This window comes from Pseudomonas sp. NY15463, from assembly GCF_048068415.1.
Lineage (GTDB): Bacteria > Pseudomonadota > Gammaproteobacteria > Pseudomonadales > Pseudomonadaceae > Aquipseudomonas > Aquipseudomonas mosselii_C.
Map to the genome: position 1 here is coordinate 1 of NZ_JBLUQD010000010.1, position 25,311 is coordinate 25,311.

At 62.1% G+C, this 25,311-nt stretch carries 19 protein-coding genes and 2 pseudogenes; 14 read left to right on the forward strand and 7 right to left on the reverse strand.

Annotation, left to right across the window (positions count from 1 at the left end; genetic code table 11):
* The first annotated feature begins 395 nt into the window (after positions 1-395).
* The 7 genes and pseudogenes from ACNFIC_RS22180 (at position 396) to ACNFIC_RS22210 (ending at position 8,487) form a co-directional block, all read left to right on the forward strand.
* Positions 396-2,039 carry an acetolactate synthase large subunit gene (locus ACNFIC_RS22180; protein WP_138219684.1) on the forward strand — a complete coding sequence of 548 codons (1,644 nt, stop codon included), beginning with the start codon at positions 396-398 and terminating at the stop codon, positions 2,037-2,039.
* A gap of 179 nt (positions 2,040-2,218) precedes the next feature.
* A pseudogene (locus ACNFIC_RS22185) lies at positions 2,219-3,338 on the forward strand (FAD-dependent oxidoreductase); the annotation flags it as partial.
* Positions 3,338-3,912: pseudogene (locus ACNFIC_RS22190) on the forward strand (asparaginase domain-containing protein); the annotation flags it as partial. The pseudogenes ACNFIC_RS22185 and ACNFIC_RS22190, both read left to right, overlap by 1 nt.
* 66 nt (positions 3,913-3,978) lie before the next feature.
* The gene (locus ACNFIC_RS22195; RefSeq protein WP_138219682.1) at positions 3,979-4,533 is read left to right on the forward strand and encodes a UPF0149 family protein; all 555 of its coding nucleotides are present in this window, start codon (positions 3,979-3,981) and stop codon (positions 4,531-4,533) included.
* A 300-nt stretch (positions 4,534-4,833) separates the two neighbouring features.
* On the forward strand, positions 4,834-5,463 hold the full coding sequence (locus ACNFIC_RS22200) for a glutathione S-transferase family protein (RefSeq protein ID WP_416782026.1): 630 nt from the start codon (positions 4,834-4,836) through the stop codon (positions 5,461-5,463).
* Positions 5,464-5,490: 27 nt separating this feature from the next.
* The gene (locus tag ACNFIC_RS22205; RefSeq protein ID WP_416782028.1) at positions 5,491-7,506 is read left to right on the forward strand and encodes a pyridoxamine 5'-phosphate oxidase family protein; all 2,016 of its coding nucleotides are present in this window, start codon (positions 5,491-5,493) and stop codon (positions 7,504-7,506) included.
* Between the two features lie 81 nt (positions 7,507-7,587).
* Positions 7,588-8,487 carry a LysR family transcriptional regulator gene (locus ACNFIC_RS22210; protein WP_138219679.1) on the forward strand — a complete coding sequence of 300 codons (900 nt, stop codon included), beginning with the start codon at positions 7,588-7,590 and terminating at the stop codon, positions 8,485-8,487.
* A gap of 120 nt (positions 8,488-8,607) precedes the next feature.
* Here ACNFIC_RS22210 and ACNFIC_RS22215 read toward each other — a convergent pair whose 3' ends face one another.
* Both ACNFIC_RS22215 and ACNFIC_RS22220 read right to left on the reverse strand, forming a co-directional pair.
* The gene (locus ACNFIC_RS22215) at positions 8,608-8,760 is read right to left on the reverse strand and encodes a hypothetical protein (RefSeq protein ID WP_416782030.1); all 153 of its coding nucleotides are present in this window, start codon (positions 8,758-8,760) and stop codon (positions 8,608-8,610) included.
* Positions 8,761-9,185: 425 nt separating this feature from the next.
* Positions 9,186-9,725, reverse strand: coding sequence for a Bro-N domain-containing protein (locus ACNFIC_RS22220; RefSeq protein ID WP_416782031.1), 540 nt, complete (start codon positions 9,723-9,725; stop codon positions 9,186-9,188).
* A gap of 419 nt (positions 9,726-10,144) precedes the next feature.
* On the opposite strand from ACNFIC_RS22220, the gene ACNFIC_RS22225 reads away from it, so the two are divergent.
* On the forward strand, positions 10,145-10,747 hold the full coding sequence (locus ACNFIC_RS22225) for a hypothetical protein (RefSeq protein WP_416782032.1): 603 nt from the start codon (positions 10,145-10,147) through the stop codon (positions 10,745-10,747).
* 229 nt (positions 10,748-10,976) lie between these two features.
* Here ACNFIC_RS22225 and ACNFIC_RS22230 read toward each other — a convergent pair whose 3' ends face one another.
* The 3 genes from ACNFIC_RS22230 to ACNFIC_RS22240 all read right to left on the reverse strand — a co-directional run bounded on the left by ACNFIC_RS22230 (position 10,977) and on the right by ACNFIC_RS22240 (position 15,850).
* Positions 10,977-12,227, reverse strand: a complete 1,251-nt coding sequence (locus ACNFIC_RS22230) for a ribonucleotide-diphosphate reductase subunit beta (RefSeq protein WP_138219672.1) — start codon at positions 12,225-12,227, stop codon at positions 10,977-10,979.
* Positions 12,228-12,692: 465 nt separating this feature from the next.
* On the reverse strand, positions 12,693-12,824 hold the full coding sequence (locus ACNFIC_RS22235; protein WP_276610562.1) for a hypothetical protein: 132 nt from the start codon (positions 12,822-12,824) through the stop codon (positions 12,693-12,695).
* A 149-nt stretch (positions 12,825-12,973) separates the two neighbouring features.
* Positions 12,974-15,850, reverse strand: coding sequence for a ribonucleoside-diphosphate reductase subunit alpha (locus ACNFIC_RS22240; RefSeq protein WP_138219671.1), 2,877 nt, complete (start codon positions 15,848-15,850; stop codon positions 12,974-12,976).
* Positions 15,851-16,619: 769 nt separating this feature from the next.
* Here ACNFIC_RS22240 and ACNFIC_RS22245 point away from each other — a divergent pair.
* Positions 16,620-17,330, forward strand: coding sequence for a response regulator transcription factor (locus tag ACNFIC_RS22245; RefSeq protein ID WP_138219670.1), 711 nt, complete (start codon positions 16,620-16,622; stop codon positions 17,328-17,330).
* Positions 17,327-18,931, forward strand: a complete 1,605-nt coding sequence (locus ACNFIC_RS22250) for an ATP-binding protein (RefSeq protein ID WP_416782034.1) — start codon at positions 17,327-17,329, stop codon at positions 18,929-18,931. Before ACNFIC_RS22245 ends, ACNFIC_RS22250 begins: the two co-directional genes overlap by 4 nt.
* On the opposite strand, the gene ACNFIC_RS22255 is transcribed toward ACNFIC_RS22250, so the two are convergent.
* Both ACNFIC_RS22255 and ACNFIC_RS22260 read right to left on the reverse strand, forming a co-directional pair.
* Positions 18,928-19,623 (reverse strand): 4'-phosphopantetheinyl transferase family protein, encoded by a 696-nt coding sequence (locus ACNFIC_RS22255; RefSeq protein WP_416782036.1) that lies wholly within the window; start codon positions 19,621-19,623, stop codon positions 18,928-18,930. The genes ACNFIC_RS22250 and ACNFIC_RS22255 overlap by 4 nt on opposite strands.
* Before the next feature lie 55 nt (positions 19,624-19,678).
* A complete protein-coding gene (locus ACNFIC_RS22260; RefSeq protein ID WP_138219667.1) occupies positions 19,679-20,470 on the reverse strand; it encodes a dienelactone hydrolase family protein in 792 nt (263 codons plus the stop codon).
* A gap of 132 nt (positions 20,471-20,602) precedes the next feature.
* Between ACNFIC_RS22260 and ACNFIC_RS22265 the strand changes: the two genes are divergently transcribed.
* The 4 genes from ACNFIC_RS22265 (at position 20,603) to ACNFIC_RS22280 (ending at position 25,195) form a co-directional block, all read left to right on the forward strand.
* Positions 20,603-21,208, forward strand: a complete 606-nt coding sequence (locus tag ACNFIC_RS22265; protein ID WP_416782038.1) for an outer membrane protein — start codon at positions 20,603-20,605, stop codon at positions 21,206-21,208.
* A 108-nt stretch (positions 21,209-21,316) separates the two neighbouring features.
* On the forward strand, positions 21,317-21,994 hold the full coding sequence (locus ACNFIC_RS22270; RefSeq protein WP_416782039.1) for a response regulator: 678 nt from the start codon (positions 21,317-21,319) through the stop codon (positions 21,992-21,994).
* Entirely contained in the window at positions 21,991-23,337 is a 1,347-nt protein-coding gene (locus tag ACNFIC_RS22275; protein ID WP_416782040.1) for an ATP-binding protein, read from the forward strand. Before ACNFIC_RS22270 ends, ACNFIC_RS22275 begins: the two co-directional genes overlap by 4 nt.
* A 532-nt stretch (positions 23,338-23,869) precedes the next feature.
* Positions 23,870-25,195, forward strand: a complete 1,326-nt coding sequence (locus ACNFIC_RS22280; protein WP_138219663.1) for a dicarboxylate/amino acid:cation symporter — start codon at positions 23,870-23,872, stop codon at positions 25,193-25,195.
* The last annotated feature ends 116 nt before the right edge of the window (positions 25,196-25,311 follow it).

Consider the following 25,311-nt stretch of genomic DNA (forward strand, 5'->3'; position numbering starts at 1 on the left):
TCCCATCCCGAACTCAGTAGTGAAACGATGCATCGCCGATGGTAGTGTGGGGCTTCCCCATGTGAGAGTAGGTCATCGTCAAGATTCATTTCGCAAAACCCCTATCTGCGTGAGCAGGTAGGGGTTTTGTCTTTCTGGCGTCTCTAAGAAATCTCGAAAACGCCCTGCTTCAATATCCCGTCCCGAGGCAAAGGTCTTTTGCCCGTTCCGTACCTCTTCAACCGTTCGGAAGGGTGCGACAATTATTACCTTCAATTAACGTGACTTACCCGTACCTACCCTGCGTCAAGGCTTAGGTTCGGGGCAATCCTCGCGCCTGAACAGAGCGATGCCAGCGTACCGTGCTGCGCATGTCTGGACTTTCAACGTCCTATATAACTGAGGTAGATAGCAAGATGGCCAAGGCCGCCGATGTCGTTGTGCAATGCTTGGAAAACGAAGGTGTCGAGTATGTGTTCGGCATCCCAGGCGAGGAAAACCTCGATCTGCTCGAGTCCCTGCGCAAGTCGAAGATCAAGCTGGTACTGACCCGCCACGAGCAATCCGCAGGCTTCATGGCTGCAACCTACGGTCGCCTGACCGGCAAAACCGGCGTCAGCCTGTCGACCCTGGGCCCTGGCGCCACCAACTTGGTAACTGCCAGCGCCTACGCCTACCTCGGCGGCATGCCGATGATGATGATCACTGGCCAAAAGCCGATCAAGAAGTCCAAACAGGGCCGCTTCCAGATCATCGATGTGTGCGGCATGATGGACCCCATCACCAAGTACACCCACCAGTTCGCCTCTGCCGACAACATCCCGGCGCGTATGCGTGAAGCCTTCCGCCTGGCTGAAGAAGAAAAGCCAGGTGCCGTGCACCTGGAACTGCCTGAAGACATCGCCGCTGAGCAGACCGACGCCTTGCCGATCCCGCGCAGTCTGCACCGTCGTCCCCTGGCCGAGCACGTGGCCATCGAGGCCGCTGTTCAGAAGCTGAAGAATGCCCGTAACCCGATTCTGGTGATTGGTGCCGGCGCGAACCGCAAGATGACCGCCAAGGTTCTCAAGCAACTGATCGACAAAACTGGCATTCCGTTCATCACCACTCAGATGGGTAAAGGTGTGGTCGACGAGCGCCACCCGCGCTTCCTGGGCAACGCTGCGTTGTCGTCCGGTGATTTCGTGCACCGCGCTGTCGAGGCGGCTGACCTGATCGTCAATATCGGCCACGACGTTATCGAGAAGCCACCGTTCTTCATGGTTCGTGGTGGTACCGAGGTGATCCACGTGAGCTTCCGTTCGGCTGAGGTGGATGCCGTTTACTTCCCGCAGGTCGAAGTGATCGGTGACATCGCCAACGCCGTCTGGCAGATCAGCGAAGCCCTGACCGACACCAGCCACTGGGACTTCACCCGCCTGATGGCCATCCGCGAAGCCAACGAAGCGCAGATCATCGAAGGCGCCGACGACAACCGCTTCCCGGTCTACCCGCAGCGTATGGTTGCCGACATCCGTCGTGCCTTGCCTTCCGAAGGCATCGTTGCCCTGGACAACGGCATCTACAAGATTTGGTTTGCGCGTAACTACAAGGCGCACAGACCAAACACCGTGCTGCTGGACAACGCCCTGGCAACCATGGGGGCCGGCCTTCCATCGGCCATGGCTTCGCATCTGGTGTACCCGGACCGTCCAGTGATCTCCGTGTGTGGGGACGGCGGCTTCATGATGAACAGCCAAGAGCTGGAAACCGCAGTACGTCTGGGCATGCACATCACCGTGGTGATCCTGCGTGACGACGGCTACGGCATGATCCGCTGGAAGCAGGCCAACATGGGCTTCACCGATTTCGGCCTGGACTACGGCAACCCGGACTTCGTCAAATACGCCGAAGCCTACGGAGCCAACGGTCACCGCGTAGAAAGCGCCGAAGCGTTCCTGCCGTTGCTTGAGCACTGCATCAAGACCCCAGGCGTGCACGTGATCGACTGCCCGGTCGATTACAGCGAAAACGACCGCATCCTCAACAGCGAGCTGCGTGAGCGCGCGCTGGCCGTTTAAGCCGTAGCCGTAAAAATCGCGGGGCAAGCCCGCTCCCACACGTTGCGCAGCATGACGTTGCCTGGTGTGGGAGTGGTCTTGCCCCGCTTTGCTTTGCCGCCAGCTTTAATTACCGCTGCTCAAATACCTAGATTGACCATGCTTCGCGTCCGTTCTTTCATTGAAGGCGCACCACTGCCATGACAATCGGGTCGTCTCACAATCATCCCGCCGATCTGGCGATCGAGCCAGTCTCTGAGCTCGAGCCCTGGGCTGCTCGTTTTCCCAACCCGCCAGATCTGTGTTTTGACTATCGCCGACTGCTTGAGCAAGACGGCGGAGTAGCGCGAGCCACAGCCCCTGAACATCGTATCTGTATCGTCGGGGCCGGCGTGGCAGGCCTAACAGCTGCACGTGAACTGCTGCGCTGCGGTTTTACCCGGGTCACACTCATCGAGCAGTCCCAGCGCGTTGGTGGTCGACACCTGACGGTGGCGAACAAGTCGTGGAGTGCCCAGCACCGCTCCACGCCCTTCGAGATGGGAGCCATGCGTATGCCATTCTTCAACCGTACCGGCGAGCCTCCCAAGGCCGGCCACTCACTGATGGCCTATTACGCCGAGTTGTTCGATCTGACCCTTTCGGACTTTCCAAACCCGGTACCCCGTGGGTCAATGCCACCGGAATCTACTTGCGTGAAGGACAGTTGGAGGAGGACGACGATCCTACGTTGCTGATCTGGAAGAATCCGCACGGCGACGCGCCGCCTCCGACGCGCACGCTGCAGCGTGTCCACGGTAAATGGCAGCGTTTCGCCACACGCTTTGCTGAACAGGTTGCGGCGTTCTACGGCAGCGCAGGATGGCAGGCGATGTGGTCGGCTATAGTCGAGCGCTATCATCATCTATCGTTCCGCGACTTGGTTCGCCTGCCTGAACTGAAAGGGTGGCGCGCCGATAACCCCGGTGAGTTCGGCGGTTTGGGGATGACGAGCGATGAGTCAGCGATTTTCTATGCTATTGGTATTGGCGATGGTAGTTGGGGAGCGTTTTACGATGTCTGCTGCCTCTATCCTTTGCGTACGGCTATTTTCGGTTTCAGCAACCATTTGCAACTGGTGCACGGCAGGGTGGACGATCAGGGCCAGCCCCTTGCCGTTCCAGGGCTGGGCTCGCAAGCGTGCCCGATAGCAGAGGGTTACCGTTTCAGGCTCCGGCTTATCTGGGGATAGCAGCCCTGGATGAAAGTCTGTTGTTTATGCCGATTGAGACGCAGGGGATTTCACTCTACGAACAGTTCCGGGCGCGTGAAGACGGCCTGAGGTGGCGCTTGGAGAAGGCAGTCGAGGGCGAGGGGGGCTGGTGGTGATCAACGACCAGATTCACTGCGCCAGGCACGTACGCAAGGTCGCCAGCCTGGCGATGGCGGCCTTCGCGTCGCCAGGTCACGGGCCGGCAGGGGAGGTGGTCGAGGGGCAGCCAATCTACCTGCACTCAGCGTCGCCTCGGCGAACGCTGCCGGTGCCCTCGCGCACCCATCAACGCGTCGCATTGCTGGAGGCGTGTCTCGATGGCGACACTGCGCTGCTGCAAGCCCTGCCTGATCTCGACTACGAAGGCGTGTCATCGCCGGTTTCGGCGCAGATCACGTTTCGCTCGACTGGGCTACGCACATGGCGGCCATCGCCCGAAGCATGCCGGTGATCGTGGCTACGCGCACCGGCAGCGGAGCAACGGCCCGCAGTACCTACGGCTTTGCCGGTGGTGAAATCGACCTGCTGAGCAAAGGCATGCGCGTGGCCGGGGCGCTGTGCCCGCGCAAGTGCCGCATCCTGCTCTGGCTGTTGCTCGGTACGGCGCAAACGGCCGAGCTGGATACCTGGCTGGCGCGTTGATCCGCAGGCAGGCCGGCATATGCCTGTGCTAGGGTGCAGGCATATTCAATCTAGGACACCCCGCCCATGCTCCCTGCGCTCAGCGAAAAAGAACTTGATCGCCTTGAAGACCTGCTGATGACCTACGGCAACGACTATTCGGTGCTCAACCTGGCCGAACTCGATGGCCTGTTTACCGCCCTGGCCAGTTCCCCCAACCCCGTCACCCCGGAAAAATGGCTGCCCAGCGTGGCCGGCGGCAAGGTGCCCAAGTTCAAGAAACCCGCCCACGAGGAAGCCTACGTCGCTTTGCTGCTGCGTTACGCCAATCAGGTTGCCGAAGCGCTCAGCGAGGACCTGCAACACTTCGAGCCGGTGTTCGAAGAAGGCCACGGTGAACATGGGCCGACGATCATTCTCGAGGAATGGTGCTTTGGCTACATGCGTGGCACCCAGGTCGCCGAGTGGGACGAGTTGCCACCAGAGCAAGACCGTTTGCTCAAGGCGATTTCCCTGCATGGTCTGGAAGATAACTTCGAGCTGCTCGACTCGATGAGTTTCGACGAACACCAGGCGTGCGTGCCCTTGGTGGTCGAGGCCGCCCGGGGTCTGTACCACTACCAGAAACAGCAACGCCACTGACCCTTGATTGAGGCCAGCGTTGAGCCTGGCCACCTGCCGGGCTGGCTCCGCGCCGAGTGAACGGCGCGCGGTAATCGTCAGGGGTGAGTGCTGATTCCGGCACCTGCTCCAGACTGCTCGCTGCGCGCCAAGCACGGCAGCTCCTCCAGCCTGGATGACCTCCCACGGTGTACGCCTTCAGGGCGCTGCCAAACCCATTATTACGCCTTGCGAAATTATGGATTGCGCAGTGTACGGATTCTGCTGCCCAGCGAATCAGCGCAGCATAGCCCGCAGCAACCCACCCCCGGAGCCAGCGCCATGACCACCGCGATCAAGTTTTATAACTTTCCCAAATCCGGCCACGCCCACCGCATCGAGTTGATGCTGTCGTTGCTGAACCTGCCCACCGAGCAAGTGTTTGTCGACCTGGCCAAGGGCGCCCACAAGCTGCCTGCGTTTCTTGCCCTCAACCCCTTCGGCCAAGTGCCGGTGATCGATGACAACGGCACCGTGGTCGCCGATTCCAACGCCATTCTGGTCTACCTGGCCAAGGCCTACGGCGGCGAGCGCTGGCTCCCCGAGGACCCGCTTGGCGCCGCGCGGGTGCAGCGTTGGCTGTCGGTCGCTGCCGGCCCCCTGGCCTTCGGCCCGGCCGCAGCACGCCTGGTGACGGTATTCGGCGCCTCGTTCAACGCCGACGAAGTGATCGACCGCGCCCACACCCTGCTCAAGGTGATCGAGGCCGAACTGGGCAAGGCCCCGTTCCTGGTGGGTGAGCAGGCCACCATCGCCGATATCGCCAATTACTCGTACATCGCCCATGCGCCGGAAGGCAATGTGTCGCTGCAGCCATACCCCAATGTGCGCGCCTGGCTCGCGCGTATCGAAGCCCTGCCAGGTTTCGTGCCGATGCCGCGTACCGTGATCGGCCTGCAAACCACCCTGTAACAGCCTACTCAAACGAGGCATGCCGCCATGCGTTCTCCCTGGCACGAAGGTGAAAGACGGTTGCAGGCACACGTCGGCGTTGCCGAACGCATGGCGGTGTTCGGGCCGAAGGTCATCCGCGACTACATGCCCGACCAGCACCGCGCGTTCTACCAGCAATTGCCGTTCATGGTGGCAGGCGCGGTGGACGCGCAAGGCAAACCGTGGGCGACGCTGCTCGAAGGCCCAGAAGGCTTCGTCAGCTCGCCGGACCCCAGGCAACTGCTGATTGGCACCACGCCGTCGTCCGACGACCCAGCCACTGCCGGCTGGGTGGCGGGGGCGGCCATCGGCCTGCTTGGCATCGAGTTGCACACCCGTCGGCGTAACCGCATCAATGGCCTGATCAGCGCCACCACTGCCAGCCAGTTGCAGGTGCAAGTCGAGCAGGCCTTCGGCAACTGCCCGCAGTACATCCAGTTGCGCCAGTACACGCGGGTCGATGAACCGGCGCAGGGACGCATCGACGCCTCCACGCTGGATGCTCGCGCGCTCGACATCATCGAGCAGGCCGATACGTTCTTCGTCGCCAGCTACATCACCCACGCTGATGGCCAGCGCTCGGTGGATGTCTCGCACCGTGGTGGCCGCCCCGGCTTCGTCAAGGTCGAAGGTAATTGCCTGAGCATCCCCGACTATGCTGGCAACCTGCATTTCAACACGCTGGGTAACCTGCTGGCGAACCCAGTTGCCGGCCTGCTATTCGTCGACTTCAACAGTGGCGATGTGCTGCAACTGTCCGGTCGCGCCGAGGTGCTGCTCGACAGCCCGCTAACGGCTGCCTTCGAGGGCGCCGAGCGGCTGTGGACGTTGCAGGTCGAGCACGGGGTCCTGCGCCCGGCTGGCGTTTCGCTGCGTTGGGCATTCCATGAGTACGCACCCAGCAGCCTGACGACCGGCACCTGGGCCGAGGCCGAGCAGCGTTTGCAAGCGCGCGAAGGCCAGCGCCAGTGGTTGGGCTGGCGCGTGGCTCGTATCGAGCAGGAGAGCCGCGATATCCGCTCGTTCTACCTCCAGCCCGAAGATGGCCTGCCGGTGAGTTTCACCCCTGGCCAACACATTCCGCTGCGTGTGCTGCTCGATGGCCAGGCGCCGTTGATCCGCACCTACAGCCTGTCCAGCGCCCCGTCCGATGATTTCCTGCGGATCAGCGTCAAGGCCCAGGGGCCGGCATCACGGCATCTGCATGCGCAGCTCAAGGTCGGCGACCGGCTGGACGTGCGCCTGCCCATGGGCAACTTCACCCTGGCCCCGCCGAGCGAGCGCCCGATCGTGCTGATCGGCGCCGGGGTTGGCATCACCCCGTTGATCGCCATGCTCCGCGAGCAGTTGAACAGCGCTCAGCGCCGGCCTGTGTACCTGTTCCATGGCGGCCGCTCGCTGGCCGAACTGCCATTCCAGCAGGAGCTTGCGGCACTGGAGCGCGGTGCCGGTGGCCTGCTGCGCATTCACCGTGCGCTGAGCCAGCCTGAAGCCGATGCCGTGCAGGGGCGTGACTATACGTTTGCCGGGCGCCTGGGTATCGACCAGGTCAAGGCGGCGCTGGCGCTGGATGACTACGACTTCTACCTGTGCGGCCCGGCCAGCTTCACCCAGGACCTTTACGAAGGACTGCGCGGCGTGCATGTGCCCGATGCGCGTATTCACGCCGAAGCCTTCGGCCCCTCGACCCTGCGCCGTCATGCCGATAACAGCCAACCCGTGCTGCAACAGCCTCCTGCCGCCACCGACGCGGTGCCCGTGTACTTCGCAGGCTCCGCGAAAGGCGCTCGTTGGGTGCCGGAGAGCGGCACGCTGCTCGCGCTGGCCGAAAGCCACGGGTTAACCCCAGACTTCAGTTGCCGAGGTGGGTCGTGCGGTACCTGCAAGACCAAGGTGCTGAGCGGGCAGGTGCATTACCCGAAGCCGCCTGCTGAGTTGCCTGAGCAAGGCACAGCGCTGATCTGCTGCGCGGTGCCAGCCCAGGTCGAGGAAGGGGTTCAGGCGCTGGTGCTGGATCTCTGAGCGGTACCGGCCCCGCCTGCGTTCACACCGATGCGCCAGGATGTCGGATAATCCGCCGACCACTGTGGCTCAGGACTCGACATGGACCAGATTCACCTGATGAAGGTGTTCGTCGCCGTTGGCGAGCTGGAAAGCTTCGCTGCGGCCGCCCGTCGCCTGGCGATTTCGCCGGCGGCGGTCACCCGCGCCATCACAGCCCTTGAAGAACAGCTTGGGGTCAAGCTGCTGCAACGCACCACCCGCAGCGTGCGCCTGACTGAGGCCGGTGGGCGCTACCTTGAGGACACCCGGCATATCCTCGCCAGCATCCTCGAAGCCAACGAAGCCGCCGCCGGCATCAACGCGGCGCCCAGGGGCGACCTGTCCGTCACGGCGCCGATCCTGTTCGGCAAGAAGTTCGTCATGCCGTGCATCGTTCGCTACCTGAAGCAGTATCCCGAGGTGGATGTATCGGCGTTCTTCCTCGACCGCGTGGTGAACCTGGTGGAGGAGGGCATGGACGTCGCCGTGCGCATCGGCCAGCTTCCCGACTCAGGCCTCAAGGCGCTGCGCGTGGGCACGATGCGCCGCCTGCTGTGCGCCTCGCCCGAGTACCTGGCGCAACACGGCACCCCGCGCCACCCCAGCGAGCTGCAAGGCCACAGCGTAATCGCCACGGGCACCTTGTCGCCGCGCACCGACTGGCGCTTCGGCGCTATCGACGATCCCACCCTGATCCGCATGAAGCCGCGCCTGACCGTCACCAGCAACGACGCCGCCATCGCCGCCGCGTGCGCCGGGTTGGGCATTGCCCGCTTGCTGTCCTACCAGGTCGCCGACGAACTCGCCGCCGGCAGCCTGCAAGTGATCCTGGCCGAATACGAAGAAGCCCCCTGGCCGATCCATATCCTGCACCGCGAGAGCAAGTACGGCTCGACCAAGGTGCGCACCTTCATCGACATGCTCGCCGAGCATTTGCGTAGTCATGAGCACCTGAGCTGACCTGAGAGCGTTGCGGTCATTGAATGTGGCTCTCATAGCGCCTGGAATTCTTTGCTTAGCAGGCTTTTTCTAGCCTGTTTGCCTAGAGTTCCAGGCCTTGAGTTTCTATCGTTGAAGTGACTATGAGAATTTCCTAAGGGCTAGATTTATTTGCCCTGCGGCGACGGCGCGGTAGTAGGCAAGGCGGGTTGCCTTGGCTGCCATGTCGGGAATCTGGTGTTCCAGGCGCTCGATTACGGCATCGCTGAGCTGCTTTTTCTGTTCGGTTACCATCGGTTCTCCTGAGCCTGCCTGCATTAGATGACGAGCTCATCTGGCACGACTCACGCCCCGTCCTATGCTCAAAAACAGTCTTTCCCTCGACCACCTGACTGGCATGTTCCAGTCCGGCACATCGATGCCCTTTGTGGCGAGGGCAAGCCCTCCTTCTGCAATCACCGCTTTCTGTATGAGATCACCCAGCCCTTTGGGCTGCGCTGCCGCGCAGAGAACTGATTTTGCAAGCGCGCCGCGTACCCTGTGGGAGCGGGCTTGCCCGCGAAGCAGAAGACGCGGTGCATGGCATCGGCTTCGCCGGTGTTCGCGGCTAAAGCCGCTCCTACAGGTCCCCGCTAAACCAACAAGTTATGTGCAGTTCTATGAGGGCGGGCTTGCCCCGCGATGGGCCGCAAAGCGGCCCCAGTACGCCACTGGGATCTTCAATCCCCAACCCCGTGCAAGCGCAACGCCCGCTGCGCACATTCCTTCCAGCTCAGCTTGCGCTTCACCGCCACGGCCAAAGGCGCTTCCCCCGCCATTACCACCGGCATGTCCCGCATCCGTACCCAAGCCTCGCTCTGCCAGTACAACAAACTCGCCGTATGCCCACCGGGCCAGCACATCCTGCCGAGGCGCGGCAGGTCATCCATCCCCGAGCCTTGCCCATCGCGTAGCACCGCCACCACCTCATGGGTCAGCCAGTGCCGCAGGTGGCGGTTCTCGGGAACATGGTGATGTGCCAGCAAGGTATAGGCCCCGGACTCGCTGACCATGTTGGTGTCCTGGTACTGGCCGTAGCGCAGCAGGCGCACGGTGCGATGCTGGTCCGGGTCGAGCTTGCGCAGGCAGTGTGCGTCGAAGAAGTGCCCGGTCATCCGGCCGAGTTCGTGGGCGCAGAACCAAGCTTGGGATTCGAGCCAGAGGGTGTGGAGAGGGCGGTTGTGGCGGGTGAATAGGGTGGGGGCGTGGAGGTCAGTCATGGCTGGCCTCCTTGGATCCTGAGGGATTGGAGCAGGCGAGACGCATGTGCGAAAGGCCTGTGAACGCTAGTTTCGGTAGGCATTTCCTTTACCTCTACGTGATTGCCAGCTTTCTTAGGGCTGGGTGTCGGGAGTTAAGAAAACCCACGTAGAGGCCGGACGTATTCCCCTTTCGGGTCTTGTATTGGTCCACTCCCGACATAACACATTTTTTGCGCGCAGGATTAGACCACAGGCACAAAAAATCCGCATCTATCGGGGCGGAATGACCGCTACGTGAGGCGTTTCTTAGGCGCCGGGTTCAGACTAAACCTTGTTGTCACTAGGTTTCAATAATATCCTTGTAGGAAGTTTCTGTTTTTATCGGGTGTGCTTGGTTTATTGACTACCGGGTGCAAGGCTAACACTGGGAGGCGGTTTTGAATTTTTGTGATGTGATATATGTTGCGGTGGCTGTTCTTATATTGTTTTCTTTGGGGGGTGGTTTGATTGTTTTTTTCAGGCCAAGCACTGAAGGAAAACTGCCAGAAAAAATAACTGCTCTCTGTGCAGTTTTAGCATTGTTGGTAGCAGTTTTGGCGGCGGTGGTGGCATGGTCACAGTTGCAAGAGTCAAAGTGGTCTGCCGCACTCCAGTTGCGGGAGTCCAAAACGCAGTCAGCAAATGATATCTATAAAGAGTATATATCGCTGGCTATGCAGCATCCGGAAATTTCGGCTCAATCTTGCTACGGCGGAGAGGCAGGGCTGAAGAAAATCAAGAAATCGCCAAAGCAGTATGAAGAGTACGAAAATTTTGTAGCGTTTATGCTGTTTTCTGCCGAGCAAATATTGGAGTTAAAGGGCTCTGAGTGGCGATGGGGGCAAGTGATTAAAGCTCAGCTTGTCTATCATGCCGTCTACTTGAAGAGTGCGCATTTTCAGATAGGGATGCGAGACTTTTACTCTAAGGATTTGCAGGATTTGATCCATGAAGCAATTGTTGATTATTCACGGGAAGAGTGTGGGAGAGATTATCCCTGATTTGTAAAAAAGGCTGCCTGAGGCAATGTCTGTCAGTCAAGCTATTGGGGGCTGCTGTGCAGCCCATCGCGGCACAAGGCCGCTCTTAAAATTTCCGCGTGAGCCCGGTGAATGCCGGTTTGCACGGTCGTGTAGGAGCGGCCTTGTGCCGCGAAAGGGCCGCAAAGCGGCCCCATTGGCTTAACTGACTTGCATTAGACCTAAGGCAGCCCTTTGGTAGGGAAACCGATTAATCCCAGCTCAACGCCCCACCGGTCTGATACTCAATCACCCGAGTCTCAAAGAAGTTCTTCTCTTTCTTCAAGTCCATGATCTCGCTCATCCATGGGAACGGGTTGGTAGTCCCTGGATACTCTTCCTTCAGACCAATCTGAGTCAAACGACGGTTAGCAATGAACTTGAGGTAATCCTCCATCATCGCCGCGTTCATGCCCAGCACGCCGCGTGGCATGGTGTCGCGCGCGTATTCGATCTCCAGCTGAGTCCCTTGCAGAATCATCTGGGTCGCCTCTTCCTTCATCGCGGCGTCCCACAGGTGCGGGTTCTCGATCTTGATCTGGTTGATCACGTCGATGCCGAAGTTCAGGTGCATGGACTCGTCACGCAGGATGTACTGGAACTGCTCGGCAACGCCGGTCATCTTGTTGCGGCGGCCCATCGACAGGATCTGGGTGAAGCCGCAGTAGAAGAAGATGCCTTCCAGTACGCAGTAGTAGGCGATCAGGTTGCGCAGCAGCTCTTTGTCGGTCTCGACGGTGCCGGTGTTGAATTCCGGGTCGGAGATCGCGCGGGTGTACTTCAGGCCCCAGGCGGCCTTTTTAGCGACCGATGGGATCTCGTGGTACATGTTGAAGATCTCGCCTTCATCCATGCCCAGCGACTCGATGCAGTACTGGTAGGCGTGGGTGTGGATCGCCTCTTCGAAGGCCTGGCGCAGGATGTACTGGCGGCACTCCGGGTTGGTGATCAGGCGGTACACGGCCAGGGCCAGGTTGTTGGCCACCAGCGAGTCGGCGGTGGAGAAGAAGCCGAGGTTGCGCATCACGATGCGGCGCTCGTCTTCGGTCAGGCCGTCCATGCTCTTCCACAGGGCGATGTCGGCGGTCATGTTGACCTCTTGCGGCATCCAGTGGTTGGCGCAGCCGTCCAGGTACTTCTGCCAGGCCCAGTCGTACTTGAACGGAACCAGCTGGTTCAGGTCGGCGCGGCAGTTGATCATGCGCTTTTCATCGACCGCGACGCGGGCCGAGGAGCCTTCGAGTTCGGCCAGGCCTTCGGCGACGTCCAGGGCATCCAGCGCGGCTTTGGCACGCTTGACCGCGTCGGAGTCCGAGGCGGTGGCGGCGCGGGCTTCGAGGGCGGCGGCACCGCCGGCGCTGTCGAGCTTGTCCAGGGTGGCGGCGGCAGCGGCCTGTGCGGGGGTGGTGCCCTTGGCGGCTACTTCGCCGTCTTCTTTGTCGAATTCGTCCCAGCTCAGCATGGTAATCAGCTCCTGCTTGAGGGTCGCCTTGAAGGCAACCGGTTGGATTTTAAGAATGTGGTGCCTGACGCACGGCCAAAGGGCAAATGGTCAGCTCGAGAGGCTGACTCTCGTTACATCTGGATTCGCGCCTGGCCAGGCCTCGGGGAGGGGCCAGGGACATGGATGGGGTGCCCTTTTCAGAGGGGCCGCAGTATACCGGAATTCGTGTTTGATCGGGGGCGCGAGTCCTACGGACGAGGGTAAAATTTCGACCGGCTTTTCGCGCGTCCGTTCACGGAATCAGGTGTCCTCTTTACGGGAGGGGAGTGTAGCGGCAAAACACAAGAGGCACTACATATTGTGCCTTTTTATTTTTGATCTACATCATGTTGGGTTGGCGCGATCTTTGTAGGAGCGGCCTTGTGTCGCGAAAGGGCCGCAAAGCGGCCCCGAAATTGTCGGCAAAGTCGCCGACTGCAGCCATCAGTCGCAGCGTGTGTGCAGCGTCTCGACCACATGGGTCTTGGGGTGCTTGCGCGCCTGTTCGACCGAGGTGAAGCGGCCGGTCTCGGCATTGCGACCAATCTTGCGAGTTGCCACTTTTTTCCGCGTCATGAGTCAGGTCCTTTGTTAAGAGGTCCTGTCCTTTTAGCGAGCCTGGATCGTGGCGGGAAACGGGCAACGCTTCTCTACGGCGTGGATACAAAAATGCCGCAAGCGGCGCCCGTGGGCACCCCTTGCGGCATCAGCATGCTACTTGCGCCTTATTGGCAGGCTTCGCAATCCGGCTCGTCGATCGCGCAGGCCTTCGGCACTGGCGCTGGGCCCGCTGCCTGGACCGGGGCGCTGTCGCCGCCGCTCGATACGGCGTTGAGCTTGCCGGTGTTGATGGTCGACTTCTCGGTGCTGGTCGCGGCCAGGGCACGGAGGTAGTAGGTGGTCTTCAGACCACGGTACCAGGCCATGCGGTAGGTCACGTCCAGCTTCTTGCCCGAAGCGCCAGCGATGTACAGGTTCAGCGACTGCGCCTGGTCGATCCACTTCTGGCGACGCGAGGCTGCATCGACGATCCACTTGGTCTCGACTTCGAACGCGGTGGCGTAGAGGTCTTTGAGCTCTTGCGGAATGCGCTCGATCTGCTGCACGGAACCGTCGTAGTACTTCAGGTCGTTGATCATTACCGAGTCCCACAGGCCGCGGGCTTTCAGGTCGCGGACCAGGTACGGGTTGATCACGGTGAATTCGCCCGAGAGGTTCGATTTCACGTACAGGTTCTGGTAGGTCGGCTCGATCGACTGCGACACGCCGGTGATGTTGGCGATGGTCGCGGTCGGCGCAATGGCCATGATGTTCGAGTTACGAATACCTTTTTTCACGCGCTCGCGCACCGGTGCCCAATCCAGCGACTCGGTCAGGTCGACGTCGATGTACTTCTGGCCACGGGCTTCGATCAGGATCTGTTGCGAATCCAGCGGCAGGATGCCTTTGGACCACAGCGAACCCTGGAACGTCTCGTAGGCGCCGCGCTCATCGGCCAGGTCGCACGAGGCCTGGATGGCGAAGTAGCTGACCGCTTCCATCGACTTGTCGGCGAACTCGACGGCAGCGTCCGAGCCGTACGGGATGTGCTGCAGGTACAGCGCGTCCTGGAAGCCCATGATGCCCAGGCCGACCGGGCGGTGCTTGAAGTTCGAGTTGCGCGCTTGCGGCACCGAGTAGTAGTTGATGTCGATCACGTTATCGAGCATGCGCACGGCGGTGTTCACGGTGCGTTGCAGCTTGGCGGTGTCCAGCTTGCCGTCGACAATGTGGTTCGGCAGGTTGATCGAACCCAGGTTGCAGACTGCGATTTCGTCCTTGTTGGTGTTCAAGGTGATCTCGGTGCACAGGTTCGAGCTGTGGACCACGCCCACGTGCTGCTGCGGGCTGCGCAGGTTGCATGGGTCCTTGAAGGTCAGCCATGGGTGGCCGGTCTCGAACAGCATCGACAGCATCTTGCGCCAAAGGTCTTTGGCCTGGACGGTCTTGAACACCTTGATCTTGTTGTACTCGGTCAGGGCTTCGTAGTACTCGTAGCGCTCTTCGAAGGCCTTGCCGGTCAGGTCGTGCAGATCAGGCACTTCCGATGGCGAGAACAGGGTCCACTTGCCGTCATCGAAGACACGCTTCATGAACAGGTCAGGGATCCAGTTGGCGGTGTTCATGTCGTGGGTACGACGACGGTCATCACCGGTGTTCTTGCGCAGCTCGATGAACTCTTCGATGTCCAGGTGCCAGGTTTCCAGGTAGGCACACACGGCGCCTTTGCGCTTGCCGCCCTGGTTGACCGCAACGGCGGTGTCGTTGACCACTTTCAGGAACGGCACGACGCCTTGGGATTTACCGTTGGTGCCCTTGATGTACGAGCCCAGGGCGCGTACCGGGGTCCAGTCGTTGCCCAGGCCACCGGCGAATTTCGACAGCATGGCGTTGTCGTGGATCGCGTGGTAGATGCCCGACAGGTCGTCCGGCACGGTGGTCAGGTAGCAGCTCGACAGCTGTGGACGCAGGGTGCCAGCGTTGAACAGGGTCGGGGTCGAGGCCATGTAGTCGAACGAGGACAGCAGGTTGTAGAACTCGATCGCACGGGCTTCTTTGTCTTTCTCTTCCAGCGCCAGGCCCATGGCCACACGCATGAAGAAGACCTGCGGCAGCTCGAAGCGCACGCCATCCTTGTGGATGAAGTAGCGGTCGTAGAGGGTTTGCAGGCCCAGGTAGGTGAACTGTTGGTCGCGTTCGTGGTTGATCGCCTTGCCCATGCGCTCCAGGTCATAGCCTTTGAGTGCTGGGTCGAGCAGCTCGAACTCGACGCCTTTTTCGACGTAGGCCGGCAGGGCCTTGGCGTACAGCTCGGCCATTTCGTGGTGGGTGGCGCTTTCGGCCACGCCGAGGAAGCCCAGGCCTTCGGCGCGCAGGGTGTCCATCAGCAGGCGGGCGGTGACGAACGAGTAGTTCGGCTCACGCTCGACCAGGGTACGGGCGGTCATCACCAGGGCGGTGTTGACGTCCTTGATGGCCACGCCGTCGTACAGGTTCTTCAGGGTGTCGCGCTGGATCAGCTCGCCATCGACTTCGGCCAGGCCTTCGCAGGCTTCGCTGATGATGGTGTTCAGGCGGGCCATGTCCAGAGGGGCCAGGCTGCCGTCGGCCAGGGTGATGCGGATGCTTGGGTGCGGCTCGACCACGCTCTCGCTGGCTACGCGGGTGGCGCGCTCCTTGGCGCGTTGTTCACGGTAGATCACGTAGTCGCGGGCGACTTTCTGCTCGCCGGCACGCATCAGGGCCAGTTCGACCTGGTCCTGGATTTCCTCGATGTGGATGGTGCCACCCGATGGCATGCGACGCTTGAACGTGGCGGTGACCTGCTCGGTCAGGCGCGCGACGGTGTCGTGGATGCGCGACGAGGCAGCGGCGGTGCCGCCTTCAACTGCGAGGAACGCCTTGGTGATGGCCACGGTGATCTTGTCGTCGGTGTAGGCGACGACAGTACCGTTGCGCTTGATCACGCGCAGTTGGCCTGGGGCGGTGGCAGCCAGGTCCTGATTGGACTCGGCCTGCGGCGCCAGGGCCTGCGGGTTCTCGCGAGTTGTGTCGGTTTGCATGGGTGGGTGTCTCCACAGTTTCTATAGTGTTCAGGCGCCTTGTGGGCGCCCACCGTTCCATCCGCCAGTCTGGTGGCCTGGGTGGGGACGCACTGCCAGTGCATCCGCCGCGCGGGCTTGCCAACTTCGGGACAGACTCAGGAATTAGGGCAGTGCATCTGCCGCTCCCTGGCCGAAGTCAAAGGTTCTGGGCCATGCCCAAAAACGGTTGCTGATGAGTGCCCGGCGTTGCCTGCAGCATTCATACCCGAACAAGGCCGTGGACGGGCTTGCCTCGGTCGCCTCCGCAGGAGCGGTTTGGCAGGTGAAATCACGCTAAGTTCAGTGGGTAAATTCGCTTGAATTTGCCTGTCGACTTGTGTTTGTGATTTTGCTCGAACCCCAATATCTAGTGGTTCGTCGCGATGGGGATACAAGATAATGCGGTATCAGGGGCTTTGCAAGGCGAGCGCCCTGTGGATAAGTTGTGGGTACTTTGTGAGTCTTAGGTGGGTATTCGCTGTAGGCCTTGTGCTAACTGGTTTGCGCGAAATTTCCGGGTTTCTTCAGGGTGCGACAGATTTTCAAGGGCGCGCACCCTATCACAAAAAACGCTTCAGTCGAGGGCTGCGTCGGCGTGGTTGGCAGGGGGCGGGGCTGGACGTAGTATCCGGGGCAGATATTGCGCTTTAGTGAAGTGAATCCTGATCGGGATCAGAGACTTGGGTTGACAGCGCCCGCGAAAGGGCCGCAGTAGAAGACAGACAATAACAATTAGAAGGCAGGGGCAATGGATCAACCCAGCAACCGCATTCTCATCGTCGAAGACGACCCGCGCCTCGCCGAACTCACCGCCGAGTACCTCCAGGCCAATGGCTACGAGGTCAGCGTCGAAGGCGATGGCGCCCGCGCCGTGCGGCGCATCATCGACAGCCAGCCGGACCTGGTGATCCTCGACCTGATGCTGCCCGGTGAAGACGGCCTGAGCATCTGCCGGCGCGTACGCGGCCAATATGCAGGCCCGATCCTGATGCTCACGGCCCGTAGCGATGAACTCGACCAGGTGCAGGGCCTGGACCAGGGCGCCGACGACTACGTCTGCAAGCCGGTGCGCCCGCGCCTGTTGCTGGCGCGAATCCAGGCCCTGTTGCGGCGCAGCGAAGCGCCTGAGCGGCGGCAGCTCTTGGCATTTGGCGCGTTGCAGATCGACAACCGCCTGCGCGAGGCACGCTTGGAAGGCCAGCGGGTCGAGCTGACCGGTGCCGAGTTCGACCTGCTCTGGCTGCTCGCCAGCCACGCCGGGCGGGTGCTGTCGCGTGAGCAGATCTTCACCGCCCTGCGTGGGGTGGGCTATGACGGTCAGGACCGCTCCATCGATGTGCGTATTTCCAAGATCCGCCCCAAAATCGGTGACGATCCGCTCAACCCGCGGCTGATCAAGACCCTGCGCAGCAAGGGCTACCTGTTCGTTGGCGAGGCGGCCCAGGCGCTGGCGCCATGAACGCGATCTTCCTGCGCATCTACGGCGGCATGCTGGCCGTGTTGGTGCTGGTTGCCGTGCTCGGTGCGCTGAGTTTGCACCTGGTCAACGAGGTGCGCGCCGGCCAGCACCGCGAGGGCCTGGCCCAGGGCACCTTCAGCCTGATGGCCGACAACCTGGCGCAGCAGAACGAGGTGGCGCGCAAGCGTTCGCTGTTGATGTGGGAGCGCCTGCTCGGGGTGCCGTTGAAGTTGCAGCCGATGTCGGCTTTCACCCTCGATGGCGGCCAGCGGGCACGTCTGTACCGTGACCTGGTGGTGGTGGAGAAGACCGGCCCCCACGCTGCCCGAGTGCTGCGCCGCGTGGGCCGTGAAGACCTGTTGCTGGTGGCCGAGGTCAAGCAGGTCAGCGAGCAGTTGGCGCGCGCCACGCTTTATTTGTTGGCCGACGAGTTGGTGCGCTACCCGGTGACCGAGCAACAGGCGCGTCTGGCGCAATTGAAGCGCAGCAAAGGTTTTGGGTTCGACATTGCCCTGCAACGCATCGAGCGCACGGCCCTGGATGACGACCAGCGTCGCCGGGTAGAGGAGGGCGACACGGTGATGGCGCTGGGCAAGGATGGCGACTCGATCCGCGTGTTCTCAGGCCTTTCGGGTTCGCCCTGGGTGCTTGAGATCGGCCCGCTGCACCAGCTCAACCCGTATCCGCCGCAATTGCTGATTTTGATTGCCTGCCTGGGCCTGTGCCTGATCGGGTTGGTGGTGTACCTGCTGGTGCGAGGGCTGGAACGCCGACTCTCGGGGCTGGAGGTGGCCGCGACACGCCTCGCCCAGGGCAGCCTCGACACCCGTGTGCCGGCCGGTGGTGCGGACTCGGTCGGGCGCCTGGCCGAAGCGTTCAACGGTATGGCCGAGCACCTGCAGCGTTCGCTGACCATGCAGCGCGAGCTGGTGCGGGCGGTGTCCCATGAACTGCGTACGCCGGTGGCACGTCTGCGCTTCGGCCTGGAGATGCTCGAAAGCGCGAGCACCGAGCAGGCGCGTGCCAAGCACCTGGCGGGCATGGATGGCGATATTCAGGACCTGGACAAGCTGGTCGACGAGATGCTGACCTACGCGCGCCTGGAGCAGGGTACGCCGGCCTTGCAGTTCCAGGCCGTGGACCTGGATGCGCTGCTCGACCGGGTGATCGCCGAACTGGCCCCGCTGCGCGCCGAGGTGCGCGTGCTGCGCGCAGCATGCCGTGGCCTGGAGGGCGCGGGTGCCTGGGTCGAGGCCGAGCCGCGCTACCTGCACCGGGCCTTACAGAACCTGGTGCGCAATGCCATGCGCCATGCCGAGTCCGAGGTGCGCTTGAGCTACCAGTTAGGCCAGCAGCGTTGCCGAATCGATGTGGAAGACGACGGCCCAGGTATTCCCGAGGGCGTGTGGGACCGCATCTTCACCCCCTTCACGCGCCTGGACGATAGCCGAACCCGCGCTTCGGGCGGCCATGGCTTGGGCTTGTCGATCGTGCGGCGGATCATCTACTGGCACGGCGGGCGTGCCTTGGTGGGGCATAGCGAGTCGCTGGGTGGGGCCCGCTTCAGCTTGAGTTGGCCGCGTGAGCAGCCTCGCGACTAGACGCTGACCAGGCTCAACAGGTGGCCGTCCTGCACGCAGAACTGGCCATCGAGTTCCACGCCGTGGCGCCACTGGGCTGACAGGTCGGTGAGCAGGCGCAAGCGGGCGTGGCCGTCGGCGGACCAGGTCAGCACCTCGGCATGCTCGAAATAAAAGCGTTGACGGGTGATCGGGTAGAGCGCCTTGAACAGGCTTTCCTTGAGCGAGAACGTCAGCGTCACCGCCAGCGCCTGCTGAGCAGGAGCGAGGCGTTCAAGTTCGGCGGGGGTCAGAATTTCGCTGGCCAGGCGTTCGGCGCGTTCGTCGCTGAGCAGGGTTTCCTGATCCAGGCCCAGGCCGGTGCCTCGGGCGGCCACCACGGCGGCGGCCCAGCCCTGGCCATGGGTAATCGAGCCATGAATGGCCGCAGGCCAGATCGGCGCGCGATCCTCTGCCGTGGCGGGGACATAGTCACGGCCATCGAGTAGGCGCAGCGCCTCGCGGGCGCACACCCGGCCTGCCAGGTACTCAGCTTGGCGCTTGGCGACCGAGCGTTGCAGGCTGGCGCTCTGGACAATCCCGGCACGCTGGAAGTCGTCAGCGGCGAGTCGCGCCGGATCGAACGTACAGCTCACCAGCACCGCCCCCTCGACCGGGCGGGGCAGGGGCCAGTGGTGCTGGGGCGGGGTGCAGCAGGCGGGCAATCTGTTCATGGCGGTATTGTGCCAGCCATGCGCCAGGGTGCAAGTCATGCCCGGTGCTGGCTGCTCAGTCGAAGGCGGTCTTGAAGAACGCCTGCATGTCCTTCCAGGAACTCTCGTCCGCGGCCTTGTCATAGCCGATATCCGGGCCACCATGCGCGCCATGGCTCAGGCGGTCGGCATCCGGGTTGGTGAAGCCATGCTTGGCCCCTGGAATCGCGACGAACCGGTAGTCGGCCTTGGCTGCGTCCATTTCGGCCTTGAATGCCGCCACCTGCTCCGGGGTCACCATGCTGTCGGCCTCGCCGTGCTCCACCAGGATCTTCGCCCGCACCACGCCTGGCTTGGCCGGGGTCTGGGTGGCCAGGGCGCCATGGAAGCTCACCACTCCGTCGAGTTTCTCGCCACGCCGCGCGGCGTCGAGTACCACCTTGCCGCCAAAGCAGTAACCCACTGCGCCCAGTTGGTGCTTGTTGGTGTTCGGTTGCAGCTTCAGCAGTTCTAGCCCGGCATCGAAGCGTCGCGCGGCGGCGGCGGGGTCTTTCATCGCCGCCGCCATGAACGCCTGGGCGTCCTGGGGGTGCTCGGTGTGCTTGCCGTCGCCGTACATGTCGATGGCCAGGGCGTTGTAGCCCAAGGCGGCGAGGTCGCGGGCACGGCGCTTGGCGTAATCGTTCAGCCCCCACCATTCATGCACCACGACGATGCCGGGGCGCTTGCCTTCGATGGCATCGTCATAGGCGTAGTAGCCGATCAGCGCGGTGCCGTCGGCATCCTGGTAGCGGATTTCTCGGGTCTGCACCGCCGCTTGAGCAAGGGCGGTACAGCACAACAGTGCCAGGGCAAGCAGGGAACGCATGGTCTAACTCCTTTTACGACGGTGGCCGCTTCGTTCAGCGAAGGTTCAGGCTGGGTTCAGCGGTGGTTCAGGACGCCCTCCCTACTCTAGCCCGCAGACACACACAACGCACCCAACCGGAGTACCTGAACCATGAAATCGCTCAATACCCTGATCGCCGCCATGGCGGTGTGCGCTGCTGGCCTCACCACCGCTGCCCAGGCCGATGACAACTTCGCCAGCCTCACCTATGGCCAGACCAGCGACAAGGTGCGCAAGTCAGGCCTGCTGCAAAGCAACACCGACAACCTCAATGCCGACGGCATCATTGGCAAGGACGACACCTGGGGTGTACGCCTGGGCAAGATCAACGAGCAAGGCCGCTACTACCTGACCTACGACAACGTCTCCGGCGATCACGGTGGGGTCAAGCTGCGCCAGGAGAACCTGCTGGGCAGCTATGATGTGTTCCTGCCGCTGGGAGATACCACCAAGCTTTTCGGTGGCGGTAGCCTGGGCATGACCAAGCTCACACAGGATTCCCCTGGAGCCAGCCGCGACACCGATATCGGCTACGCGGTCGGCTTGCAGGCCGGTGTGATCCAGCAGGTCACCGACCAAGCCTCGGTCGAACTCGGCTACCGTTACCTGCGCAGCAATGCCAGTACCGAGATTGGCGAGCATGGCGGGCCGAAGGACGGTACCCTGCGCCTGACCAGCAGCGCCCAGACTTACCTGGCGGCCACCTACAAGTTCTGATTATGCTGTGGCCAGCAGTGGCTTCATCACAGGTTGTCGCCCGCGCCGCACAGCTGCGCGACAGCCTGTGCTGAGGCCGCTGCCGCGATTGGATCGAAGGAGATGCGCATGAAATTGCTGGTGGTCGAGGACGAGGCACTGCTGCGCCATCACCTGTTCACCCGCCTGGGCGAAAGCGGGCACGTGGTACAGGCGGTGGCCAACGCAGAAGAGGCCCTGTACCAGGCCGAGCAGTACAACCACGACTTGGCTGTGATCGACCTGGGCCTGCCAGGCATGAGCGGGTTGGACCTGATCCGCCAGTTGCGCAGCCTTGGCCAGACGTTCCCAATCCTCATCCTCACTGCCCGTGGCAACTGGCAGGACAAGGTCGAAGGCCTGGCCGCTGGTGCCGACGACTATGTCGTCAAGCCGTTCCAGTTCGAGGAACTGGAAGCGCGTCTGAATGCCTTGCTGCGTCGCTCCAGCGGTTTCACCCAGGCGACTATCGCTGCCGGCCCCCTGGTGCTGGACCTCAACCGCAAGCAAGCCAGCCTCGACGCCGCACCGCTGGCGCTGACGGCCTATGAATACCGCATCCTTGAATACCTCATGCGCCATCACCAACAGGTGGTGGCCAAGGAGCGGCTGATGGAGCAGTTGTATCCCGACGATGAAGAGCGCGACCCGAATGTCATCGAAGTGTTGGTCGGCCGCCTGCGACGCAAGCTCGAAGGCACCACAGGTTTCAAACCCATCGACACGGTGCGCGGCCTGGGCTACCTGTTCACCGAGCGTTGCCGTTGATCCGCTCGCTGCGCGTGCGCCTGATGCTGGCGGCGGCGCTGCTCGCGCTGCTGTTCATGCTGGCGTTGTTGCCGGCCTTGCAGAAGGCCTTCAGCCTGGCCTTGCAGGAGTCTATCGAGCAGCGCCTGGCCTCGGATGTGACCACCTTGATCTCCGCTGCGCGCATCGAACAGGGCCGTCTACAGATGCCGGCCTTGCTCCCGGACGAGCGCTTCAACCTGCCGTACACCGGCCTGCTCGGCTACATCTTCGACCGGCAAGGCAACTTGGTCTGGCAATCGCGTGCCACGCGTAACCAGAACATCAACTACCAGCCTCGCTATGACGGGCGCGGCAACGAATTCGCGCGCATTCACCAGCGTGATGGCGAGGAGTTCTTCGTCTACGACGTCGAGGTCAAGCTGCTCGGCGGCAAGAGCGCTGCGTTCAGCATCGTCGCGTTGCAGCCGGTGCGTGAATACCAGAACACCCTGCATGGCCTGCGCGAGAAGCTTTACCTGGGTTTTGGCGCGGCCTTGCTGGCGTTGCTGGTGCTGCTCTGGGCCGGGTTGACCTGGGGCCTGCGCTCGCTGCGCAGGCTCAGTGTCGAACTCGACCAGGTCGAGGCGGGCGCGCGTGACGGGCTGAGCCGCGAGCACCCGCGCGAGCTGTTGCGCCTGACCGGCTCGCTCAACCGCCTGCTGCGCAGCGAGCGCGAACAGCGCCAGCGCTACCGCGATTCGCTGGACGATCTGGCGCATAGCCTCAAGACCCCCCTGGCGGTGTTGCAAGGGGTGGGCGAGCGTCTGGAGAAGGGGCGCTACGAGCCTGAACAGGCGCATGTGCTGCAAAGCCAGATCGAACGCATGAGCCAGCAGATCGACTACCAGTTGCAACGGGCCAGCCTGCGCAAGAGCGGCTTGGTGCGCCATCAGGTGCAACTCGAACCGCTGCTCGACAGCCTGTGCAGCACCTTGGCCAAGGTCTACCGCGACAAGCGCGTGCAGGTCAGCCTGGACGTCCCGGCCCAGGCGCGCGTGCCGATGGAGCAGGGCGCCTTACTCGAACTGCTTGGCAACCTGCTAGAGAATGCCTACCGCTTGTGCCTGGGCCAGGTGCGGGTGAGCCTGCGGCAAACCGTTGGGCAGCTCGAGCTGTGCGTCGAGGACGACGGTCCTGGAGTGCCGGCGGACCAGCGTGAGCGCATCCTGGAGCGTGGCGAGCGCCTGGACAGCCAGCACCCAGGGCAGGGCATCGGGCTGGCGGTGGTCAAGGATATCGTCGGCAGCTATGACGCCGAGCTGAGCCTGGGGGATTCCGAACTGGGCGGGGCGTTGTTCAAGATTGTCTTCCGGCTCGAATGATTGACTGGCTTGCGCATTACCCGAGTAGAGCGCTGTACCTGTGGGAGCGGGTTCACCCGCGAAGCAACCAGACACGGTGAATGGCACCGGCTTTGCCGGTGTTCGCGGCTAAAGCCGCTCCCACAGGGTACGCAGCGTGCTTGCGAAATCAGTTCTCTGCGCGACAGCGCGGCCCGGCAGGGCTGGGTGGACTCCTACAGGTAAAGCGCTCTGACCAAACCCGCGTGAACATTACTTTCGGGCGGATTCCCGCCACACCCCTTGTACGATTCCCGCCAACGGGCGGAAATCCGCCAGCCAAAACCTCGTCGAGCGCCCCGTCCGAGGGCAAAAATATCCCGTAAACATTGGGTTTGCACCGTGGTCGGGCATTTTGGCATCGCCCTTGCTATTGAGCTGAGTAGAGACCGGGCAGACGCCTGCCAGGCAGCTCGAACACAACGACAAATCCCTCCAGGTGCAGGAGGGTTCGCGATTCAGGTGCCCCGACATCCTGGGAAGGATGCGCCGGCACACTTGAGGAAAATTAGCCATGACGACTCGTCAGCCGCTGTACAAATCGCTGTATGTCCAGGTGATCGTCGCGATCACCATCGGTATCCTGCTCGGCCACTACTACCCAGAAACCGGCGTTGCCCTCAAGCCGCTCGGCGATGGCTTCGTCAAACTCATCAAGATGGTCATCGCCCCGATCATCTTCTGTACCGTGGTCAGCGGCATCGCTGGCATGCAGAGCATGAAATCGGTCGGCAAAACCGGCGGCTACGCACTGCTGTACTTCGAGATCGTCTCTACCGTCGCCCTGATCATCGGCCTGGTCGTGGTCAATGTGGTGCAGCCGGGTGCCGGCATGCACGTCGACGTCAGCACCCTGAACGCCAGCAGCGTGGCTGCCTACGCCGCCGCCGGCGCGCAGCAGACCACTGTCGGCTTCCTGCTCAACGTCATCCCCAACACCGTGGTCGGTGCCTTCGCCAACGGCGACATCCTGCAAGTGCTGATGTTCTCGGTGCTGTTCGGCTTCGCCCTGCACCGCCTGGGCAGCTACGGCAAGCCGGTGCTGGAGCTGATCGACCGCTTCGCGCATGTGATGTTCAACATCATCAACATGATCATGAAGCTGGCGCCGGTCGGTGCCTTCGGTGCCATGGCCTTCACCATCGGCCAGTACGGCGTGGGTTCGCTGGTGCAGCTGGGCTACCTGATGGCCTGCTTCTACATCACCTGCCTGCTGTTCATCCTGATCGTGCTGGGCGGTATCTGCCGCGCCCACGGTTTCAGCGTCCTCAAGCTGATCCGCTACATCCGTGAAGAGCTGCTGATCGTGCTGGGCACTTCGTCTTCCGAGTCGGCCCTGCCACGCATGCTGGCCAAGATGGAGCGCCTGGGTGCGAAGAAATCCGTGGTGGGTCTGGTGATTCCGACCGGCTACTCGTTCAACCTGGACGGCACCTCGATCTACCTGACCATGGCCGCTGTGTTCATCGCCCAGGCGACCGACACCACCATGGACATCACCCACCAGATCACCTTGCTGCTGGTGCTGCTGGTCGCCTCCAAAGGCGCTGCGGGCGTAACCGGTTCGGGCTTCATCGTCCTGGCTGCGACCCTGTCCGCCGTGGGCCACCTGCCGGTTGCCGGCCTTGCGCTGATCCTGGGTATCGACCGCTTCATGTCCGAAGCCCGTGCCCTGACCAACCTGATCGGCAACGCGGTGGCTACCGTGGTGGTCGCCAAATGGGTCAAGGAGCTGGACACCGATACCCTGCAAGCCGAACTGGCCTCGGGTGGTTCGCCACTGATCGATACCCGTCCAACCGACGACCTGGGTGTCGCGGAAGGTCCGGCCAGCCGCTGATAGCGTCGGCCTGATGCACAAAGAAACCCATCTTCGGATGGGTTTTTTTGTACCCTACTGTTCGACGGCAACGTAGGTTTGACGTCAAAATAATGGTAGATTGCCAGCACTTAAAT

Bases quoted from the DNA above. Each gene is read 5' to 3' on its own strand.
- ACNFIC_RS22230 (WP_138219672.1), bottom strand. From the start codon at position 12,227: ATGCTGAGCTGGGACGAATTCGACAAAGAAGACGGCGAAGTAGCCGCC.
- ACNFIC_RS22250 (WP_416782034.1), top strand. From the start codon at position 17,327: ATGAACGCGATCTTCCTGCGCATCTACGGCGGCATGCTGGCCGTGTTG.
- ACNFIC_RS22265 (WP_416782038.1), top strand. From the start codon at position 20,603: ATGAAATCGCTCAATACCCTGATCGCCGCCATGGCGGTGTGCGCTGCT.
- ACNFIC_RS22255 (WP_416782036.1), bottom strand. From the start codon at position 19,623: ATGAACAGATTGCCCGCCTGCTGCACCCCGCCCCAGCACCACTGGCCC.
- ACNFIC_RS22220 (WP_416782031.1), bottom strand. From the start codon at position 9,725: ATGACTGACCTCCACGCCCCCACCCTATTCACCCGCCACAACCGCCCT.
- ACNFIC_RS22180 (WP_138219684.1), top strand. From the start codon at position 396: ATGGCCAAGGCCGCCGATGTCGTTGTGCAATGCTTGGAAAACGAAGGT.
- ACNFIC_RS22195 (WP_138219682.1), top strand. From the start codon at position 3,979: ATGCTCCCTGCGCTCAGCGAAAAAGAACTTGATCGCCTTGAAGACCTG.
- ACNFIC_RS22245 (WP_138219670.1), top strand. From the start codon at position 16,620: ATGGATCAACCCAGCAACCGCATTCTCATCGTCGAAGACGACCCGCGC.
- ACNFIC_RS22200 (WP_416782026.1), top strand. From the start codon at position 4,834: ATGACCACCGCGATCAAGTTTTATAACTTTCCCAAATCCGGCCACGCC.
- ACNFIC_RS22205 (WP_416782028.1), top strand. From the start codon at position 5,491: ATGCGTTCTCCCTGGCACGAAGGTGAAAGACGGTTGCAGGCACACGTC.
- ACNFIC_RS22260 (WP_138219667.1), bottom strand. From the start codon at position 20,470: ATGCGTTCCCTGCTTGCCCTGGCACTGTTGTGCTGTACCGCCCTTGCT.
- ACNFIC_RS22215 (WP_416782030.1), bottom strand. From the start codon at position 8,760: ATGGTAACCGAACAGAAAAAGCAGCTCAGCGATGCCGTAATCGAGCGC.
- ACNFIC_RS22240 (WP_138219671.1), bottom strand. From the start codon at position 15,850: ATGCAAACCGACACAACTCGCGAGAACCCGCAGGCCCTGGCGCCGCAG.
- ACNFIC_RS22210 (WP_138219679.1), top strand. From the start codon at position 7,588: ATGGACCAGATTCACCTGATGAAGGTGTTCGTCGCCGTTGGCGAGCTG.
- ACNFIC_RS22280 (WP_138219663.1), top strand. From the start codon at position 23,870: ATGACGACTCGTCAGCCGCTGTACAAATCGCTGTATGTCCAGGTGATC.
- ACNFIC_RS22235 (WP_276610562.1), bottom strand. From the start codon at position 12,824: ATGACGCGGAAAAAAGTGGCAACTCGCAAGATTGGTCGCAATGCCGAG.
- ACNFIC_RS22270 (WP_416782039.1), top strand. From the start codon at position 21,317: ATGAAATTGCTGGTGGTCGAGGACGAGGCACTGCTGCGCCATCACCTG.